Consider the following 18,438-nt stretch of genomic DNA (forward strand, 5'->3'; position numbering starts at 1 on the left):
ATGGAATCCGCGATTCCCCCATACCTGACAGTCGAACGGACCAGATCAAGCCGCAAGTCGGACACGTTCCAGCCACCGTACCCGTCGTTCTCAGCACGGTTCGACCCGTCGATGCAGCAGGTCGTCATGGCCTACTTCGGGGTGCAACACGCGTCGCAGGACCCGCCCCCTGTAGCCGAAGCGGCCTTGACGCGCCTGGCCGGGACGGCAGGCGGCGCGCATCGCGAGCGGGCACGGTACGTCGACGAGGCCGGTTACCACACCACTCTGGAGATCCGGTACTGGACGAACCCGGCGGAATTCGCGTCGTGGTTGGCGGACAACGACTTCTGGACCACCGGCCCGGCGAGTCCTGAGGCGGGTTTCTTCTTGGAGGCGGCGCAGCCGACCGTACACCGGTTCGAGACACTGTTCTCCAACGACCGAGTCGAAGGCATAGCCGTCGCGGCGGACAAGTTGAGCGGTGAGATCCAGGAACACGGATACTGGGGCGGCGCGCGGGACCGGATCCCACTGTCGCAGACGGACACACTCGCACCATTCGGAGCAGTGTCGGTGCACACCTCCGGCGACCTGGTAACGGTGGTGCCCAACGGCAACCTGTGCCTGATCCGCTCGGGCCAGGAGTGGTCCGAGACCGACGGCGACGAGCGGCGGATGTACCTGGAAGAGGTCGAACCCGTGCTGCGGGCGGGCATGGACTTCCTTCGTGACGACGGCCTGCCGATCGGCTGCTACGCGAACCGATACGTCCGGGTGCTGGCCGAGGACGGGAGCCAGACGGACAAGAGCTTCGGCCTGAGCTGGTGGCGAGGCCTCGAAGACCTCGAAACCTGGTCGGAGTCCCACCCGACGCACGTGGCCATCTTCCGGGTGGCGATGAAGTACCTGTCGACGATGGGCCCAGCGGCGCGGCTACGCCTCTACCACGAGGTCACGGTCGCCGAGCAGTCCCAAACGCGGTTCGAATACCTGGGCTGTCACGCCAGGACGGGACTGCTGCGGACGTTGCGGTGATCCAACTCGACGAACTACGCGAGCTGCAGCTCGAACGTCTGCAGTGGACGCTGCGGCACGCGTACGAGAACGTGCCGGCATACCGAAAGAAGTTCGATGACGCAGGTGTTCGCCCCGAGGACTGCCACAGCCTTGAGGACCTGACGAAGTTTCCCTTCACCACCAAGCAGGATCTACGCGACAACTACCCGTTCGGCATGTTCGCCGTCCCGCGGGACCAGGTGCGCCGTATCCACGCCTCCAGCGGCACGACCGGCCAACCGACCGTGGTCGGCTACACCGCGCAGGATCTCGACACGTGGGCCGAGGTGATGGCCCGCTCCATCCACGCGGCGGGTGGCCACCCCGGCCACAAGGTCCACATCTCCTACGGCTACGGGTTGTTCACCGGCGGTCTCGGCGCCCACTACGGCGCGGAGAAGCTCGGTTGTACGGTCATCCCGGCATCCGGCGGCATGACCGCCCGCCAAGTGCGGATCATCCAGGATTTCCGGCCCGAGATCATCATGGTCACCCCGTCGTACATGCTCACCCTGCTGGACGAGTTCGAGCGCCAGGGCATCGACCCGCGCACAAGCTCACTACGGGTGGGCATCTTCGGCGCCGAACCGTGGACCGAGCAGATGCGTTGCGAGATCGAGGAGCGCACAGGCATGGACGCGGTCGACATCTACGGACTGTCCGAGGTGATCGGCCCCGGCGTGGCCCAGGAATGCGTGGAGACCAAGGACGGCCTGCACATCTGGGAGGACCACTTCTACCCGGAGGTCGTCGACCCGATCGAGCAAGTGGTTCTGCCCCAAGGTGAGCAGGGCGAACTGGTGTTCACCTCGCTGACCAAGCAGGCGCTCCCGATAATCCGGTACCGCACGCGCGACCTCACCTGTCTGCTACCGGGCACCGCCCGGCCCGAGTTCCGCCGGATGCGGAAAGTCACCGGCCGCACAGACGACATGATCATCCTGCGTGGCGTGAACGTGTTCCCCACCCAGATCGAGGAGATCGTGCTCCGCACACCCGGCCTGAGCCCGCACTTCCAGCTAATCCTGTCCAAACAGGACAGGATGGACACGATGACGGTCCGCGTCGAGGCGCGCCCCGCCACAGCCACCGACGCCCGCCAGACAGCCGCCGCCACCCTGGCCGGGCAGATCAAGAACAGCATCGGAATCAGCGTGGCAGTCGACATCACCGATCCGGACACCCTGGAACGCTCGGTCGGCAAACTCCGTCGGGTCATCGACAACCGACCGAAGTAAAGCCGCCTCTCAGGTGCGCATGCTGTCCTGGGCCTGGGACGCGGCGATGAGGACGGCCTGGCGGTCGTGCCGGGTGAAGCGGCCCTTTGCCTGCCACTGCGCTGACACGTCCCCGACCTGTCGGACGAAGTGGGCGTGGTTTTCGAACGGGGCTGCCTGCCAGACGCGGTCGAGGAACGAGAAACCTTCCTCGTCCACAGCCTGGTTCGACACGCCGGAATCGACCGATCCGAATACCACGGTCGGCTCCACCCGCTTGAAATAGATGTGGTGCGCGTCGTCGATGCCGATGTAGAGCGGTCGCAGTGTGTGGTTTTGGGTGGCGAAGAAGTTCGGCTGGCCTAGTGGGTTGACCGCCGCGCGGAGGTCGCCGTCGAGTTTGAGGTGCTTGTAGAAGGAGAAGGTTCGCCAGCTGCGGGAACTGTTCAGTGCCGGGAGCACCAGCGGGCCGTAGAACAGGCTCTGGACCGCTGGATCGTCGATCGCCCGCTCGATTCGCAGGCTGAACGGCATCGAGATCTCGATGCGGTCCCCCGGCGACCAGTCCCGGTTCAGGCTGAGATACGTGCCCGCGACGGCCTTCACGTCCTGGGCGACGCCGTTGATCGTGACTGCGAAACCCTTCCGGATCCAGCCCGGCACCCGGAGTTTGACTTCGAGGCGACCGCGTCCATTGACGGTCAACGTGCTCTTCTGCTCGCGGGGGAAGTCTGTCTCCTGCGTGACGGTGAAGCCTTCCCACCGCAGGGTCGAGGCGATGTAGAGGTTGACGTACAACGTTTTGCCGTCCGCCGACCGGAAGTAGATCGTGTCCTGGTACTTGGTGTGGTTCTCCAGCCCCGTACCGCCGCAACAGGTGCCGATGTTGCCGAATCCCCTTGTGGCGCCTGGGTGTGCGGGCAGGAAGTAGGTCACCATCGGCTCGGCCGCGCTGTTCACGTCCTGCCGGGAGCCGAGGATGTGGTTCAGCAGGCCTCGTTCGTAGTAGTCCATGTACGCCGGGTCCGGGTCATGGAAGAACAGGTTCCTGGTGAGCTTGAGCAGGTTGTAGGTGGAGCAGGTCTCGCCGCCACCACCGTCCGTGTCGGTCTGTGGGCGCGTCTGGTAGGTCAGCGAACCGGCGATGTCGTCGCGCGGCTGGAACAGCTCGGCGTTGGTGTTCTCCGGGTAGCCCTGCCCCGCCGCGTATTGCCCGCCGGCCGAGCCGTGGCTGAACATGCGGTGCGGCAACACCATGTGCCAGAAGTTCCGCGCCGCCGTGAAGTACTCCCGGCCGGCGGGGTTCTGCTCGAAGACACGCAGGTAGCCGATGAACTGCGGCACATGCTGGTTGACGTGGATACCGCGCAACACATCGCGGTTCTCCACGGCCGCGGGGAACACTGTGCGCCGGTTGTCGAAGCATGTGGCGGTCTTCAGATAGGCGGCCTTGCGGGCCGGGTCGTTCTCAATGGCCGCCAGGTGGGCCATGACCTCGTTCATCCCGCCGTACTCGCCCGCGATGTGCAGCGACCACATCCGGTTCAGCCGGTCACGATCCACTGTGGACAATCTGCTGTGCACCCAGTCGCCGACCTTGCGGACGATGTCCAGCGCCCGCTCACTGCCGGCCAGGTGATACGCGTCGAGCAGGCCTCGCGTGATCTTGTGCAGGGTGTAGTACGGCGCCCAGATACCGGCGCCGCTGTAGTTCGTGAACTCCTCCAGCCTGATGAACTGGGCCTCGGTGTACGCCGACAAGAAGCCGGGGTGCCGTCGTCCGTCGGTGGCACCGAAGAACTCGGCGTTGTTGCCACGGCCGGATGAGTCCACAATAGATGGCCCGGGAGCTTCGTCGAACCGGTACCACGCCACCAAGTCCGTGGTGCCCACAGCACTGGCGTTCTGCGCGACGGATGCCACTTCGGCGCCGGCGAGGGCACGGCGGAAGATCTGGAACTCGTCGAGCGTCCCGTTCAGGAACTTGATGTTGGTCTGCGGGAACTGGGCCCGGCCGATCCAGTTGGTGGTGGCACCCAGGTCCGCCGGGCTGAGGCTGAGGGTGCCCGTACCTGCGACGACCCCGTCGACGTAGATGGTGCCGACGTTGCCTGCCTTGGTGATGGCGACATGCGCCCACGTGCCAGCGGCCAGTTGCGTGGTGGCGTCGACACGTTGCTCCGCATTACCTGTGGTAATCGCGAATCGCGGGCCGCCGGTTGAAGTGTGTGCGGCGAGGTACATCCGGACCTTCGAGTCGGCGGCGCTGTCACCAGGCTTGCCGAAGTCGAAAATCCGCGCGTCCGCGTCCCGGACCGCCAGGTTGACCCAGGTGGCGACGGTGAAGTCGGTCAGCCCGTTGGTGACACCGGCAGGCACAGCGATGTAATCCGCGTCGCCAGTGATGTGACCGTTCGGGGTACCGGTCAGCCGAACCGCCGTGCCCGATCGACCCGCTACCCGGGGAGTCGGCCGGCGTGCAGCGGCGGCCAGCGCATCCTGGCATTCGCCCAGGGTCGTGACCATGTAGTCGAGCTTGTCCTTGAAGATCTGCTCACCGGTCGACGCGTACGACTGCGCCAGCAGCGTCAGGAAATGGCCGGTGTAGTGGCCGCGCAGGTTTCCGTCGGGGGTCTCCCAGCTGCCGATCGGATTGGCGCCCTTGTGATCGAGCCCTGCGTTGACGCGGAAGCTACGTAACATCCGGTCGGGACCGCGCATGTCGTCACGGACCCCGCCCACGACGCTCGGCCCGTACTCGCGGGCGAAATAGAGCAGGCGGTCACGCTTCTCCCGGAACACACTGCTGCCCAGCGTCACCTGCCCCAGGTCGAACGGCCGCACGACCCAGCTACCCGGACTGGGAAAACCGTTCAGCACAGCCAAGTCCGGCTGTGCTGCATGCGCCTGACCGGGGAGCAACGGGAGAGCCGCGGACAACGCGCCCATCTGCAGGACGCGACGCCGGGAGAGATCCTTGTCCATCCAGTTCCCCACCGTCGTTGGTGCCAGATGACATGTAAGGTGTGCAATTTTACTGATCGTCAGAATTACACGTCAAGGACGCCGAACAGGGCAAGGGTTTACTCCGGCGAGCGGCCGGCCCACTCGCGACGGGTGTGGCCCAGGTGCGTGCTCATCAGCTTCTTCAGCTTTTTCGCGTCACCCGAGGCGATCAGGTCGCACATCTCGACGTGCTCCTGGGCGCTGTCCACCAGACGACCCGACGCGACAAGGGCGGAAAGCCCGTAGAGACGGGTCTGTGCGCGGAGATCCTCCACGATCCGCACCAGACGGTGGTTCCCGGCGGCCGAGAGCAACCGGATGTGGAACTCCCGGTCGGCGTTGATGTAGCTGACGAGGTTCCCTTCGGCGGCGGCGTCCACGATCGCCGATGCGAGCTCGCGCAAGGCAACCAGCTCGTCGGCCGTGATGTGCGGGACCGCCTCGGCGGCCGCGGTCGGCTCGAGCAAATGGCGGATCTGGGTGATCTGGTCGAGGTCGGCCTCCGAGATCACGGTGACCTTGTAGCCCCGGTTGCGGATCACTTCGACCAGCCCCTGTTTGACCAGGTCGAGCATGGCCTCACGGACCGGGGTGGCCGAAATGCCGAACCGCTCGGCCAGTCCCGAGGCGGAATACAGCTCACCGGGCCGCATCTCACCGGCGATGATGGCCCCGCGCAACACGTTCGCGACCTCTTCCCGGACGCTGGTCCAGCGCGCGAACGATGGCAGCGCCAGGTGCCGTGATTCGGCCATCCGGTCCTCCAGGTGCGACTCCACTCCCGAATACCGATCTTACGTCGTACTTTCGTTGGTGCCGCCAGTAAGTGCAATGTCGTATTTTACATGTCACCGTCCGTCGGCAAGTCCCGAAGGAGCGTGTGTGCGATGAGGTTGACAGGCGTTCTTGTTCTCACCGTCGCCGCGCTGGTGGCCGGATCGGTGCCGGGCACGGCCACTGGGAACCCGGCACGCTTCGAAGTGGCTCCGATCGATCCCCAGCACTGGCAGAACCAGTACGACATGACGTGGGCGGACTGGAAGAACATCCCCGGCACGAAATGGAACGACCCGAACGCCCGGCCCAGTGAGCGCGGCCTGCGGATCGCCCTGGTGGCCGTCGACTTCCCCGACCAGCCGTTCGTGATCACGCAGCCCAAGCAGAGCGACCTGTTCGGCAACCCGCAGATCGACCCGATCCCCCGCGCGGACGTGCCGAAGTTCTACCACGACTACTACATGATCCCGAACCAGTACAACCACGGCCGGACCATCCACGAGTACTGGATGGAGCAGAGCCGCGGCAAGCTCGGTGTCGGCAAGATGGATGTCTTCGGCGCCTACCGGCTCCCCCGCAACCTGTTCGAGTACGGCCTCAACGAGTGGGGGCAGACCGCGGCCTGCCCGAAAGGCTTCACCTGCGACGGGAATCTCGACCGCGACGCCGACACGGGCTGGAAGGCCGACCTCGCCGCGCGTGGCATCCCGTGCCCGGACAGCCGATGCGGCTACGACGTGGTCCTGCGGGTCTACGCCGGATACGACGAGACCAGTATCTGGCAGGAGTACGGCGAGATGATGTTCAACCGCAAGGAGGACATCCCCGACGCGTGGGGTCCGCCCGCGTCGGTCGACCCGGACAACACGATGCCGAACTGGGCCCCCACCCGGTACGTCGAGTGGACATCCTGGCGCGCAGCCGCGCAGCAATGGGGCCTTTCGTCCATCCGGCAGGCGGAGAGCTCGGGGACCATCACCCACGAGATGGGGCACTACTTCTTCAATATCGGCGACAACAACAACAATCCGTTCTCCGACCGCCAGAACCCGCCCAGCCCGTTCCACCGGGTGGGTTCCGCGCCGTGGGACATGATGGACCGCGGTTCGTTCAACGGTCCGGGCGGCCATCACATGCGCTGGGTGATCCCGCCGAACATGGGCGGCTGGTCACCTGCCGGGCTGATGCTGCGCAACAAGATCCACGCCGGCATCGTGCCGACGGCCAACGTTCTCGACATCAGCCGTGAAGCCCTTGCGCGCACTGGACTCGTCGTCGACACCGTTACGGCCCGCGCCGTCGATCCAGGGTTTGGCGGGACATCCGGCATCAAGGTCCGGCTCGACGGTGCGGGGCGACCCGACCGCACTCCTGACTGCAACATCAACACTGATCCGTTCTGCCACGGCAACACCGGCTGGGACCACTACACCCTCGAAGTCGTCGGCCGGATGGGTTTCGACTCGTTCACCCCGGACAACGGCGTCGTCATCGCCAAGAACAAGACCGCCGAAAGCAACACCTGCGGCTACAACTGCTTCAACTGGGTTGTCGATGCCAACCCGGGAGACATCGGGCTGGTCGACTTCTACCGCCCTGACGGCACCCCTGTCATGGCCTCCATCGCCGACCACCGCCAGCTCAATGACGCGACCTTCCGCGCAGGCCTGAACTCCGGCTCAGCCTACGAATGGGTCGACCAGGCCAACCGCCTGCACTTCTACGTCATCGGCATCCGCCGCGACGGCAACGGCGTCCTCTCCTACACCCTGGCCGTGCGATCCCTCGACGGCTCCGGGCCGCAACGCCGTGGCGTCCGGCTCGGCAGGCCGACGGTCAGCAGCGTGCAACCGGGACAGGCCGCGAAGTGCTCGTTCCCGCTCACCAACACCGGCCAGGCCGCCACGAACACAGCAGGCCACACCAGCACGAACGTCGCGTCCAAACTGGACAATGACGTCTACCGCCTCTCGGTGTCCTCCCGTGGCCGGGGCTGGACCGCCCAGCTGGACAACGCGTTGACCACGGCCACCGCCGGGCGCACCGTCACCGTCCCGGTCTACGTCTCCCATACCCCCGGCTCCGACCAGAGCACCACCGTCACACTGACTGCCAAGTCCGAAAGCAACCCGACCGTCACCCATTCTCTCCCCTGCACGGTCAACGTCGACGACACAACCCGGTGATGAGAACCTTGGTGCGGGGCCTCGCCGCCGCGCTCCTCCTCAGTGGGTGCGCGAGCGACGATGCCCAGGGCAGCACACTCCGGGTGCTTGTCCTGGACGGAAACCTGCGCCAGCTCGGCGACCCATGCAACGGCGCCGGTCCGTTCCGGTACGCGCACGCCGACACCGGCTACGTCATCAAGGACAGAGCAGGCGTCGAGGTGTTCCGGGGTGAACTGCCCAACGGCACCGCGGAGAAGATGATGGACGTGGACTTCCGCGAAGGTATGCGCCAGCCGACAATGTGCGCGATGACGTTGCACGTCAACGGATTGACCAGGCCGGAAGGCCACGAGCTGGTCATCGACCGGCAAGCGGGCATCCCCATCGAACCCGGCGAGCAACCTGGCGTGGTGGGCGAGGTGAAGGTCTCGTGAGACTCGCTGTTCTCGCTCTGGCGACCGTTCTAGCGCTGACCGGCTGTTCGGGTGCCGTGACATACGTAGCGGCACCATCCACGGCACCGCCGGCACCGGCTTTCCAGCTGAAACTGCTGGACGGCTCCACTCTCGACCTCGCCGAGCAGTGGAAAACCCGCCCGGTGGTGCTCGTGTTCTTCGAGTCGTGGTGCCAGCTGTGTACACAGCAACAGCCCGGCATCACTGCCCTTTCCGAGGAGTACCGCGACACGGTGCTGTTCGTCGGTGTCGGCCACGAATCCAGCAGTGCGGATGCTGCGAAGTTCGTGCGAGACAACGACATCGACTACCCCGTCGGCCTGGACGCCAGTGGGGAGATCTGGCGACGCTACCGCGTCGACGAGCCTCCGCTCATCGCACTGATCAGCAAAGGCGGCCGGCTCGTGCGCGGCTGGCCTGGCGGGACGACCGAGTTGGACAAGCAGATCCGGCAGTTCCTCGTGGCCTGAACAGACAGGAGACAGGATGAGAGTCGTGTGGTGCGTGGTGCTGGCCACGGCAGCGACCATCAGCCTCGGCGGCACGGCCAGCGCGGAAACGCCCGGCATCGTGGTCGCAAACGGCGTCACCCAACCGGTCTTCGGCTATGGCGACGCGATCAGGGAGCGCGTGTTCGTCGACTCCCCCTACGACTCCGATGTGGACGGCAAGCTGGACATCATCGCTGTCGACATCATGCGTCCGGCCGCGAGCGACCGAGGCCTGAAGGTTCCGGTCATCATGGATCCGAGCCCGTACTACTCGACTCTCGGCCGTGGCAACGAGTCCGAGCTGAAGGTCGACGCCGACGGCGACGGCCTGCTGGACCGGTGGCCGCTGTTCTACGACAACTACTTCGTCCCCCGCGGTTACGCCGTCGTGCTCATGGACATGATCGGGACGAACAAGTCGACCGGCTGCCCGACGATCCACGAGGAGTCCGACAACCTGTCACCCAAGGTGGTGATCGACTGGCTCAACGCCCGCGCCACCGCACGCGACAAAACAGGGCGCGAGGTCGTGGCCGGTTGGCACAACGGAAAGACCGGCCTGATCGGCAAGTCCTACGACGGCACCCTCGCCAACGGCACCGCCGCGTCCGGTGTGCAGGGGCTGACGACCATCGTGCCGATCAGCGCGATCTCCAGCTACTACGACTACACCCGCAGCAACGGCGTGATCCAGCGCGGCGACAACTACCTGGCTTCCCTCGCCAACACCATCACCAACCCCGACCGCAGGAACCACTGCGCGCCGGTCCGCGACCGGTTGTCTGCCAACGACGGCGACGAATCCGGCGACTACACCCCGTTCTGGCACGTCCGCGATTACAACCGCGACGTGGGCAAGGTCCGTGCGAGCGTCTTCGTCGTCCACGGGCTGAACGACGAGAACGTCCGCCCGGACCACTTCAGCAAGTGGTGGTACGGCCTGGCCCAGAACAACGTGCCCCGCAAGCTGTGGCTCTCGCAGACCGGGCACATCGACCCGTTCGACTTCCGGCGCGGGGCCTGGGTCGACGAGATCCACAAGTGGTTCGACTACTGGCTCCAGGGTGTCGACAACGGCATCATGCGCGAGCCCATGGTCGACATCGAGCGTGCGGCGGACGTGTGGGAGACCGCCAACGACTGGCCTCTGCCTGGCTCCCGCCCCACCCCTTTGTGGCTGTCGCCCTCAGGGACGTTGTCGGTGTGGCCGAACCCGCCGTCCGCACCCGCGTTGAGCTTCCGGGACGACCCGCTCCAGCGGGAAACCACCATGATCGGCAACGAGTCGGCGATCCAGCCGAACCGGCTGGCCTACCTCTCCGCACCACTCACCACGCCCCTGCACATCTCCGGCACGCCGAGGATCAATCTCCAGGCGTCCGTCAACGACGTCGACACGAATTTCGGGGCGATCCTCGTGGACTACGGACCCGCGGAACGGGTCCAACGCACCGGTGACGGCGTCGTCACCGGTACCAAGGAGGACTGTTGGGGCGAGACTGCCGTGTGGGGCGGCTATACCGAGGAAGCGTGCTACCGCGAGGTGTTCAAGCGTGTCGCGGTGACCGACCGCGAAGTCGTGACCAAGGGCATCGTGGACGGCCTGAACATCAACGACTACAGCAGGCCGACCCCGCTGGTGCGCGGCAGGCAGTACGAGGTCGGTTTCCCGCTGCTGCCCGAGGACTACGTCTTTCCCGCCGGGCACCGCGTCGGCGTGATCATTGTCGGCAGCTACCGCGACTACGGCAGCCAGGCCGACCAGAACCGCGCCACGATCACGATCTCACCCCGCCGAAGCCTGATCGAGCTGCCCATCGTGGGTGGGCAGGCGGCCGCGGCACGAGCCGGTCTGAAGTGAGCATCACCGCAGCCGGTTCAGTGCCTGGCACAGGGCCGCGGGAACGCGGGTGGGGACTGCTCTGCCGTTTTCCATCCGCATGCAGACCACGCGCTGGCGTCCCCGGGCGATCAGTTCGAGCTTCCCGTCGCGTGCCACGAGGTAGTCGAATGCGAACGCCAGCTGGGTCTGGGTGAGTTCGTCGAGCGCCAGCCGTAGGGTGACCTCGTCGAACGCGGTGATCTCGCTGAGGTATTCGCATTCGGCTTTCAGCGTGAACATCTTCAAGCCGGATCGGAGCTCGTCGAGTATCTCGGGGCAGGTCTCGCGAAGGAACATCTCGCGGCACTGTCCCTGCCAGTTCACGTAATGCGCGTAGTAGACGTTGCCGACGAGGTTGGTCTCACCGAACGCCACGACGTGCCGCCACTCGAAGTAGTGGTCCTCGATCAGTTTCATGATCCGCCTCGCACCGCGAACACGACCTGACGGGCGGTGCTGCTGTAGGTGGCGACACGGGCATCGCCTGCGCGGAACAAGGCCCAGCCTGACGGCTCGTATTTCAGCAATGTGATCGGCTCCTCGACCGGGCGGCCGGCTTTCTGCACGCATTCCGAGGCGCACCAAAGCCTTGTGGCCGCCACGGCGAGATCTTCGTGGTGTTCCCGTTCGAGGAGCTGGGCCAGGGCGTACCGGTCGGCGCCGAGCAACGCCCGCCATTCCTGCTCTGACCGGGACACGATCGGTTCCACGTCACAGGTCGCCTGTTCGCCCGCCACAGCGACAGTGAGGCCTGCGCCGTGAGCGACCGAAACTTCATGGCCACCAGGCACCTCAGGCTTGCCATCTGGCCGGTGCCGCACCGTAATCTCGCGCCCAAGCACGCGGCTGACCACCGTGTTTGTCTGTTGTGGACGATCGGCGTCGCCCTGTGGCTCGACGACAATCCGCAGTGTGTCTCCAACGTGTCGTTCCAGGTAAGGACCGAACAAGGGAACCGGCCACAGGCCGCCGTGGCTCCGTATCACCTGCAACCGCAAGCCCTCCCACAGTTCGATGACCTTGCCGGCGTCGTCGCGAACCGTGACGTCCCAGACGATGGCGTCTGATTCACGAACCCGTTCCACGCCGGTAACTGTGAGCCTTTTGGCATCCGCCTCGCCGAGTCCGGTGGGCAGCACGCGGTCGATGCGGACCGGAAGCAGCAGCTGGTCCGGACGGCAGCCTTGGACCGCCTGCATGAACACGTCGCGAGCACCTGGGTCGCCGAGCAGGACACGGCCGGGCAGGAACATGCCGAACCATTCCTCACCCTCCACTCCGGCGACGTCAACGACATACTGTGTGGCACTGAGTTGCCTGTAGCCGAGCAGTCGCTGGAATCGCCTGCCTTGGAACAGAGGTCCGCCGTAGAGTTCGCTCGCGGGGTCGAGCGGCACTCGCGGCAGGTTCGCAGGCGCGACCTGATCTGTGTCCGGATCGGAGCGTGGGAACCGGCAGATCGCGCGGAAATGGTCGACCTGGAAGCCGGTCTCCGAGCTGCGAACCACCACTTCGACCGTCATCGGTGAACGCACCAACGCGGCCACCCGGATCGTGGTCGACCCGTGCGCGGGCACCACGATCGGCCGCCGGAACTCGGCGTCCTCGATCGCGGGAATGCAGTCCTGCCCGGTTACCGCGGCGGCTGCCTGGGCCATCGCCTCCATGCCCAGCACCGCAGGAAACAGCTGGTCGCCGTCGAGGATGTGATCGGCAAGATAAGGATCGGTCTCGGTGGTGAGCTCGGCCTCAGTGACCAGCTCTATGTCCGGGTGGTCGACAAGCACGCGATCGACGAATCGCAGCAGCGGCAACTCCCGTCGCCGCACCTCGACCGTGGGCATGCCCGTCAACCGGCCTGTCACCACCAACACGTCAGGCGTGCCTGGGTTCGCGAGCAACTCACGGAAGAGAGCAAGCCCTTCGTCGGTGGAGATCGGCGTAATCCCGTTGCGCCGCAATGACTCAACCACGCCAAGGCGTTCGCCCATGCCGACGCCGGACCAGACACTCCACTCGAGCGCGAGACAACGGCAGTCCGGATACTGCCCGCCGAACCGAACAGTCGCCTCAGTCACCGCAGCGTTGGCCGCGGCGTAGTGAGCCTCACCGGCGAGCCCGGCGCGGCCGATGATGCTGCCGAACGTGACCAGAAGCCGTAATGCCTTGGGGTCGACGGCATCGAGCACTGCATGCAGCCCGCCGATCTTCGGCGCGAGTGTCTCCCGCAGTTCCTGCTCGTCCAGGTCCGCCAGTTTGCGCGGCACATTCCGGCCGGCGCCGTGCAGCACAGCGGTGATCGTGCCGAATGCGGCCTGCACGGAAGCGACAGCAGCGTGCACGTCCGATCCGACAGTCACATCGGCGCGCAGGTACCGGAAGTCGACACCAGCCGCAGCAAACCGGTCGAGGTTCGCGGCGAGCTCGGTGTCCTGCGCCGGGTCCGAACGGCCAAGCAGGGCGACACGGGCCCCGGTCTCCACAGCGAGATTCAACGCGCACTCTGCTGTGATCCCTTTGCCCCCACCGGTCACCAGCAGGACATCCTGCTCGCTGAGCGGCAGCTCACGTGGACCGGTCCGCTCCGGCACCGGCTGCAACACCGGGCGCCTGCGAGTTCCCGTCGCGTCATAGTGGATCTCGGCGAAACCGGTCGCGGCGGAGACCTCGGCGACGATCCACGGCACTGCCTGCCGAATCGGCGGCGCATCAATGACACAGGTGGTGACACCGGTTTCCAGGAACAGTGTCTTCGCCATCGCGGCACCGCCGCCGGTGGCACCATGGTGGACAAGAACGAAACGTTCCGCCGGCGTGGTCTTGGCCGCGGCCAAGACCAATTCCAGATCAGGATCTACATCGGACGGGCAGGCCAGCACTCCCCCACCGACTCCTGCGGCTTGCAGCTCGTCGCGAAGCTGCTCGGCGATCGGATGCCCGTGGGGTGCGAACAGCTGCCAACTGCCGCTCTCGGAACTGCTCCCAGACGGGACAAGGGGCTCCTCGATCAGCTCGATCTGGAACGCTCGAATCCACGGGACCACACCGACAACCTGTTCCGAGGCGCTGGAATCGGGGTCTCCGGCCAGCTCGGCGACCGCCTCCGCGATCTCGCGGACCGTGGCGGTCGCGAAGTTCAGCGGTGCCGCGGGCTGTGGCAGGCCCAGCACCCGGATGGCGTCGTTGACGATCTGGCCGACGGTGATCGAGCTGAGGTGCAGCTCGTCCAGGAGCCTGCTGTCCGGGTGGACCGACTCGACGGGCAGCTCGGCCCGTTCGGCGGCGAGCCCGCGGATCAGGTCGAGGCCGTCACCTGCCTTTCCTTCCGGCTCAACCGGTTGCGGAGCAACGACATCCGGGACCGGAATCACCTCGTCGGAAACGCCTGTCTCACACGGGTTGGCGAACAGCCGGATCGGGTTAGGCAGCTGTTTGACGTGACGGCCTTCGAACAATCCCGCATGACGGACCGGAGCGCCGAGTGCGTACGCGGCAGCCGCGACTCGCAGCAGTCCCTCGATCGACGGACTGTCGGAGTCCATCGCCACCACCGGGACCGGCACGGTTTCACGCACCAGCCCGGACAGCACATGGCCGGGGCCGACCTCGATGATCAGGTCGGCGTCGACGGCGGCCTCGGTCACTGCCTCGACGAACCGGACCGGTTCGGTGATCTGCCGCTCCAGCAGCTCCACCAGGTCAGCGTCCGCAACGAGCTCTGCACCGGTCACGGTCGAGACAACACGGTTTCGCAACGGCTTGAACTGTTGTGTGCCGATGAATTCCGCGAAGGTGCCGGCTGCCTCAGCGACCAACGGTGAGTGAAAGGCGTGAGAGACCGGCAGCCGGGTGGCCCGGAGCCCGGCACGTTCCGCGTCCGCGATCACCTCAGCGACCGCAGCAGCAGGGCCGGACACTACCGTCTGGCGCGGGGCGTTCAGCCCGGCGATCACCACGGGCCGCTCCCCGAGCAGTGGCGCCGTCTCAACGGAAGTAGCCTCGATGCTCGCCATCGCACCAGCTTCACGGCTCGTCCCAGCCATGATGCGGCCACGCTCCGCAGCGATTCGCACCAGCGTTGCATCGTCCATGACACCAGCCCAATGCAACGCCGTGAGCTCGCCAAGGCTGTGCCCGAGAGCCACCTCGGCGCTGATGCCCAGCTGTTGCAGCGCCAGCAACGCCCCTGCACTGGACGCGGCAACGTGCGGCTGCACAACCTCTGTGGCTACCGGGTTTTCCGCGACCGGGAGAACCTGAGCCGAAAGGAACCGGTCGACGTCATCGAACCGCCGCCGCACCGCACTGTCCGAAGTGGAACGCCCGGATCCTTGTCCGGGAAACGCGAACACAATCCGGGGCACCCGCACTCCATTACCGCAGAAGATGCCGTTGGCGTCAAAGACATTCTGCGCACCGGCTTCGATCAACTCCGACAGTTTGGTCAGGCGCTGCCCAGCCACACCGGGACTCGCCGCGACGACGGCCGCACGCACGGGCCGACCCTCCACCTCTGCTTGCAGGCGGGCAGCCAGATCAGCCAACTCGGCGTACGCGAGCTGGGACACGAGTTCAGCCGTGGCAACGACTTTCTCACGCAGCTCGGCAAGAGAAGAAGCGTCGAACAGCAGCAACTCAGCGTCCTGTGCTGAACGGGCAAGCGCACGAACGCGGGCCTGCGGCTCGGTCCGACGTGGGCTGCCAGGGTGCTCGAGCGCGACGTGGGTGTTGATCCCGCCGAAGCCCATCGAGGACACTCCGGCCCGGATGGGCTGATCCACCGGCCATGCTTCGGGACTGCCGGTCACCCGGACCGCCGAACCGGGGCCGTTCAGGCCGGGATTCGGGTCAGCGCACCCGGTCGCGGGCGGGATCATCTGCTGGTGGATCGCCATGGTGGCTTTGATCAGCCCGGCCACGCCCGCAGCCGCCTTCGTGTGACCGATGTTCGCCTTGATCGAGCCCAGCACGGCGCGCGTGGCGGAGGCGTTCGCGGCCAGCCGGACCGCTGAGATCGCCTGGATCTCGCACGCGTCGCCAACCGGTGTACCGGTGCCGTGTCCCTCGAAGTAACCGACGGTGTCCGGACCGAAACCTGCTCTGGTGTAGGCACGTTCCATAGCGAGGCGTTGGCCGTCGACCTCAGGCCGGGTGATGCCGCCTTTGCCGTCGGACGAAATGCCCCATCCGGGGATGAGAGCGTAGATACGGTCACCGCGAGCACGTGCGTCGTCCTCGCGGGCCAGGACGAGCACGCCGCATCCCTCCCCCGGCCAGAACCCGGCGGACCTGCGGTCATACACCCGCATTTCGTCCTGGGCGAGGGCGCCGGTCTTCGCGAACCCCACGAGCTCGAACGGGTCGAGGCTGAGATCGACCCCGCCCGCGACGGCGATATCCGCGTCCCCGTCCACAAGTGCCTTGCACGCATGGGTGACCGACAGCAACGACGACGAACAGGCACCGTCCACTGTGTACCCGCCGCCGCCCAGGTCGAAGTAGTTGCAGATCCGGCCGGCGATGGTGTTGGACAGACCGCCGGCGAGTGTGTCCTCGTCAACCGCAGGGAACGGAGCCTTGTAGGTCTTCTCCAGCGCACCCAGAATCGAGGCCCGCTGAGCGTCGTCCCAGCCCAGCTCGTGCAGTGTCTGCGCAACAGTGCGCTGCACGTACGGCCACCGCAGCCGCATCACGTTGGCGCGGGTGAATTCACCGGTCAAGGTGTTGCCCATGATCACGGCAGTGGACTTACGCGGCAACCCAGCACCGTCCGGGAAACCCGCGTCTGCCAACGCCTGGGAAGCCACGTCCAGCGCGAGCCAGTGCGTCAGGTCGGTGGATCGGTAGGTGCTCCCGGCGATCCGGAACCGCACCCGGTCGAACTCGTAGCCCTCGATGAGGGCGGCGTTCGGCGCGTAGAACCGGTCAGGCACTGCCCGATCGGGTGAGAAGTAGTCCGCGAGCCGCGTGCGTTCGTCAGGCATCCGGCGGAACGCCCGGCGCTGGGACAGTGCGTTCTCCCAGAGCTCGGTGGGTGTTTTGGCGTCGGGATAACGGCATGCCATGCCGATGATCGCGACCCTCATCGCGCCTCCACTGCCATGACGACTCCGTGCCGGGGGCGTAGCGAGATCATCGAGTCGGTCTCCACGGGGTGATGCGGCAAGGGGCTCAATCGATAACGCTGGGTGATCATGGCCACGGCAATCTGGATCTCGATCTCGGCCAACGGCGCGCCGATGCACCGCCGGGGGCCGCCGCTGAACGGGAAGTAGGTGTACCGGCCGGGGCCTGGACGGTCCGGATCGAACCGGCCCGGGTCGAACACGTCAGGGTCAGGCCAGTGGGCGGGATCGTGGTGCACGGTGTGCTGGGACATGAAGATCGTGCTGCCCGCCGGGATGCGGTAGCCGCCGAGCTCGATGTCGTGCACGGGTTCGCGGGGCGTCATCGGGACCGGCGGATGCAGCCGCAGTGATTCGTTGACCACCTGCCGCAGGTACGGCAGCTTGGCCAGGTCGGCCATGGCCGGCGTTCGTCCACAGAGGACGTCGTCGAGTTCGGCACAGAGCCTGCTGTGCACGTCGGGATGCCGGGCGATCTCGTAGAGAGTCCAGGCCAGGCCGCATCCGGTGGTCTCGTTCCCGGCGATGAAGTGGGTCTTCAACTCGTCCAGGACCTGCTGCCGGTTGAATGACCGGCCGGTCTCGGGGTCGGTCACCGCGTGCAGTGTGCCGGCCATACGGTCCGGCGGTGTCCGGCCGTGCTCGTGCGCGGTGATCACTTCATCCATCGCGTTGTCGAATGCCGCCTGAGCGCACCGAAGCCTGCGCCGGTGCGGTCCCGGCACCCAGCCGGGCAGGATCAACTCGGGGCTGCCCGGGAAGATCGCCGACAGCGCGAACCGGCCCGCCGGGATGAGTTCGTCAGCGCGGTGCGTCAGGTCATGGCCGTACAGGACCCGACTGACGACCCCCATCGCCAGCCGCATCATCTCCGGGACGATGTCGACCGGCTCACCTCGCGCGGCCAGTCCGTCCCAACGGGTCAGCAGTTCGGTCACAGTGCCTGCGATGACCGGAACACTCTCGTTGAGAAAGCCGGTCCGGTAGAACGGCTGGCCTGCCGTCCGGAGTGTGCGCCACTGCTCGCCGTCCGTGGTCATCGTGCCGATGCCGAAGAACAGCTCGAACCCGTGAAACACGCGGCCACGCCGGTAGGTGCCGATGTTGTCGTGCAGCACGTCCTTGATGAGCGCTGGGTCCGTGACCTGGTGCATGACGTAGGGACCGACCCGGAACCGAGTGACATCCCCGTATTCCCGGTGCAGTCGCTGCATCAGCCCGGCCGAGTCGGCGCGGTATCGGCGCACTCCGACCGAGCCTGCCGGTCCGGGAGCCTTTC

At 66.1% G+C, this 18,438-nt stretch carries 11 protein-coding genes; 6 read left to right on the forward strand and 5 right to left on the reverse strand.

The window, feature by feature from the left end; translation table 11 throughout:
• Together JOF56_RS41085 and paaK are read left to right on the forward strand one after the other, a co-directional pair.
• The gene (locus JOF56_RS41085; RefSeq protein WP_209644999.1) at positions 1-1,017 is read left to right on the forward strand and encodes a phenylacetaldoxime dehydratase family protein; all 1,017 of its coding nucleotides are present in this window, start codon (positions 1-3) and stop codon (positions 1,015-1,017) included.
• Complete coding sequence (gene paaK / locus JOF56_RS41090; protein ID WP_372448299.1) at positions 1,014-2,276, forward strand: phenylacetate--CoA ligase PaaK; 1,263 nt, start codon at positions 1,014-1,016, stop codon at positions 2,274-2,276. The genes JOF56_RS41085 and paaK overlap by 4 nt, the downstream gene beginning before the upstream one ends.
• 9 nt (positions 2,277-2,285) lie before the next feature.
• On the opposite strand, the gene JOF56_RS41095 is transcribed toward paaK, so the two are convergent.
• Together JOF56_RS41095 and JOF56_RS41100 are read right to left on the reverse strand one after the other, a co-directional pair.
• Complete coding sequence (locus JOF56_RS41095; protein WP_209645000.1) at positions 2,286-5,240, reverse strand: beta-L-arabinofuranosidase domain-containing protein; 2,955 nt, start codon at positions 5,238-5,240, stop codon at positions 2,286-2,288.
• Between the two features lie 98 nt (positions 5,241-5,338).
• Complete coding sequence (locus tag JOF56_RS41100) at positions 5,339-6,016, reverse strand: GntR family transcriptional regulator (protein ID WP_209645001.1); 678 nt, start codon at positions 6,014-6,016, stop codon at positions 5,339-5,341.
• 132 nt (positions 6,017-6,148) lie between these two features.
• On the opposite strand from JOF56_RS41100, the gene JOF56_RS41105 reads away from it, so the two are divergent.
• From JOF56_RS41105 to JOF56_RS41120, 4 genes are read left to right on the forward strand one after another with little or no spacing between them, the layout of a single operon-like run.
• Positions 6,149-8,224 (forward strand): peptidase M6, encoded by a 2,076-nt coding sequence (locus tag JOF56_RS41105; protein ID WP_209645002.1) that lies wholly within the window; start codon positions 6,149-6,151, stop codon positions 8,222-8,224.
• Positions 8,224-8,640 carry a hypothetical protein gene (locus tag JOF56_RS41110; RefSeq protein WP_209645003.1) on the forward strand — a complete coding sequence of 139 codons (417 nt, stop codon included), beginning with the start codon at positions 8,224-8,226 and terminating at the stop codon, positions 8,638-8,640. The genes JOF56_RS41105 and JOF56_RS41110 overlap by 1 nt, the downstream gene beginning before the upstream one ends.
• A complete protein-coding gene (locus JOF56_RS41115) occupies positions 8,637-9,131 on the forward strand; it encodes a TlpA family protein disulfide reductase (protein ID WP_209645004.1) in 495 nt (164 codons plus the stop codon). The genes JOF56_RS41110 and JOF56_RS41115 overlap by 4 nt, the downstream gene beginning before the upstream one ends.
• 16 nt (positions 9,132-9,147) lie before the next feature.
• The gene (locus tag JOF56_RS41120) at positions 9,148-11,013 is read left to right on the forward strand and encodes a Xaa-Pro dipeptidyl-peptidase (RefSeq protein WP_209645005.1); all 1,866 of its coding nucleotides are present in this window, start codon (positions 9,148-9,150) and stop codon (positions 11,011-11,013) included.
• A gap of 3 nt (positions 11,014-11,016) precedes the next feature.
• Here the strand turns inward: JOF56_RS41120 and JOF56_RS41125 are convergent, their stop codons facing one another.
• Genes JOF56_RS41125 through JOF56_RS41135 form a run of 3 tightly spaced genes read right to left on the reverse strand, consistent with a single transcriptional unit; the run spans position 11,017 to position 18,406 of the window.
• Complete coding sequence (locus JOF56_RS41125; RefSeq protein ID WP_209645006.1) at positions 11,017-11,451, reverse strand: acyl-CoA thioesterase; 435 nt, start codon at positions 11,449-11,451, stop codon at positions 11,017-11,019.
• The gene (locus JOF56_RS41130) at positions 11,448-17,120 is read right to left on the reverse strand and encodes a type I polyketide synthase (RefSeq protein WP_209645007.1); all 5,673 of its coding nucleotides are present in this window, start codon (positions 17,118-17,120) and stop codon (positions 11,448-11,450) included. The genes JOF56_RS41125 and JOF56_RS41130 overlap by 4 nt, the downstream gene beginning before the upstream one ends.
• Positions 17,117-18,406, reverse strand: a complete 1,290-nt coding sequence (locus JOF56_RS41135) for a cytochrome P450 (RefSeq protein WP_209645008.1) — start codon at positions 18,404-18,406, stop codon at positions 17,117-17,119. The genes JOF56_RS41130 and JOF56_RS41135 overlap by 4 nt, the downstream gene beginning before the upstream one ends.
• Positions 18,407-18,438: the final 32 nt, after the last annotated feature.

The organism is Kibdelosporangium banguiense, assembly GCF_017876405.1.
In the GTDB taxonomy this organism is placed as follows: domain Bacteria; phylum Actinomycetota; class Actinomycetes; order Mycobacteriales; family Pseudonocardiaceae; genus Kibdelosporangium; species Kibdelosporangium banguiense.

Bases quoted from the DNA above. Each gene is read 5' to 3' on its own strand.
- JOF56_RS41085 (WP_209644999.1), top strand. From the start codon at position 1: ATGGAATCCGCGATTCCCCCATACCTGACAGTCGAACGGACCAGATCA.
- JOF56_RS41095 (WP_209645000.1), bottom strand. From the start codon at position 5,240: ATGGACAAGGATCTCTCCCGGCGTCGCGTCCTGCAGATGGGCGCGTTG.
- JOF56_RS41100 (WP_209645001.1), bottom strand. From the start codon at position 6,016: ATGGCCGAATCACGGCACCTGGCGCTGCCATCGTTCGCGCGCTGGACC.
- JOF56_RS41105 (WP_209645002.1), top strand. From the start codon at position 6,149: ATGAGGTTGACAGGCGTTCTTGTTCTCACCGTCGCCGCGCTGGTGGCC.
- JOF56_RS41110 (WP_209645003.1), top strand. From the start codon at position 8,224: ATGAGAACCTTGGTGCGGGGCCTCGCCGCCGCGCTCCTCCTCAGTGGG.
- JOF56_RS41120 (WP_209645005.1), top strand. From the start codon at position 9,148: ATGAGAGTCGTGTGGTGCGTGGTGCTGGCCACGGCAGCGACCATCAGC.
- JOF56_RS41125 (WP_209645006.1), bottom strand. From the start codon at position 11,451: ATGAAACTGATCGAGGACCACTACTTCGAGTGGCGGCACGTCGTGGCG.
- JOF56_RS41130 (WP_209645007.1), bottom strand. From the start codon at position 17,120: ATGAGGGTCGCGATCATCGGCATGGCATGCCGTTATCCCGACGCCAAA.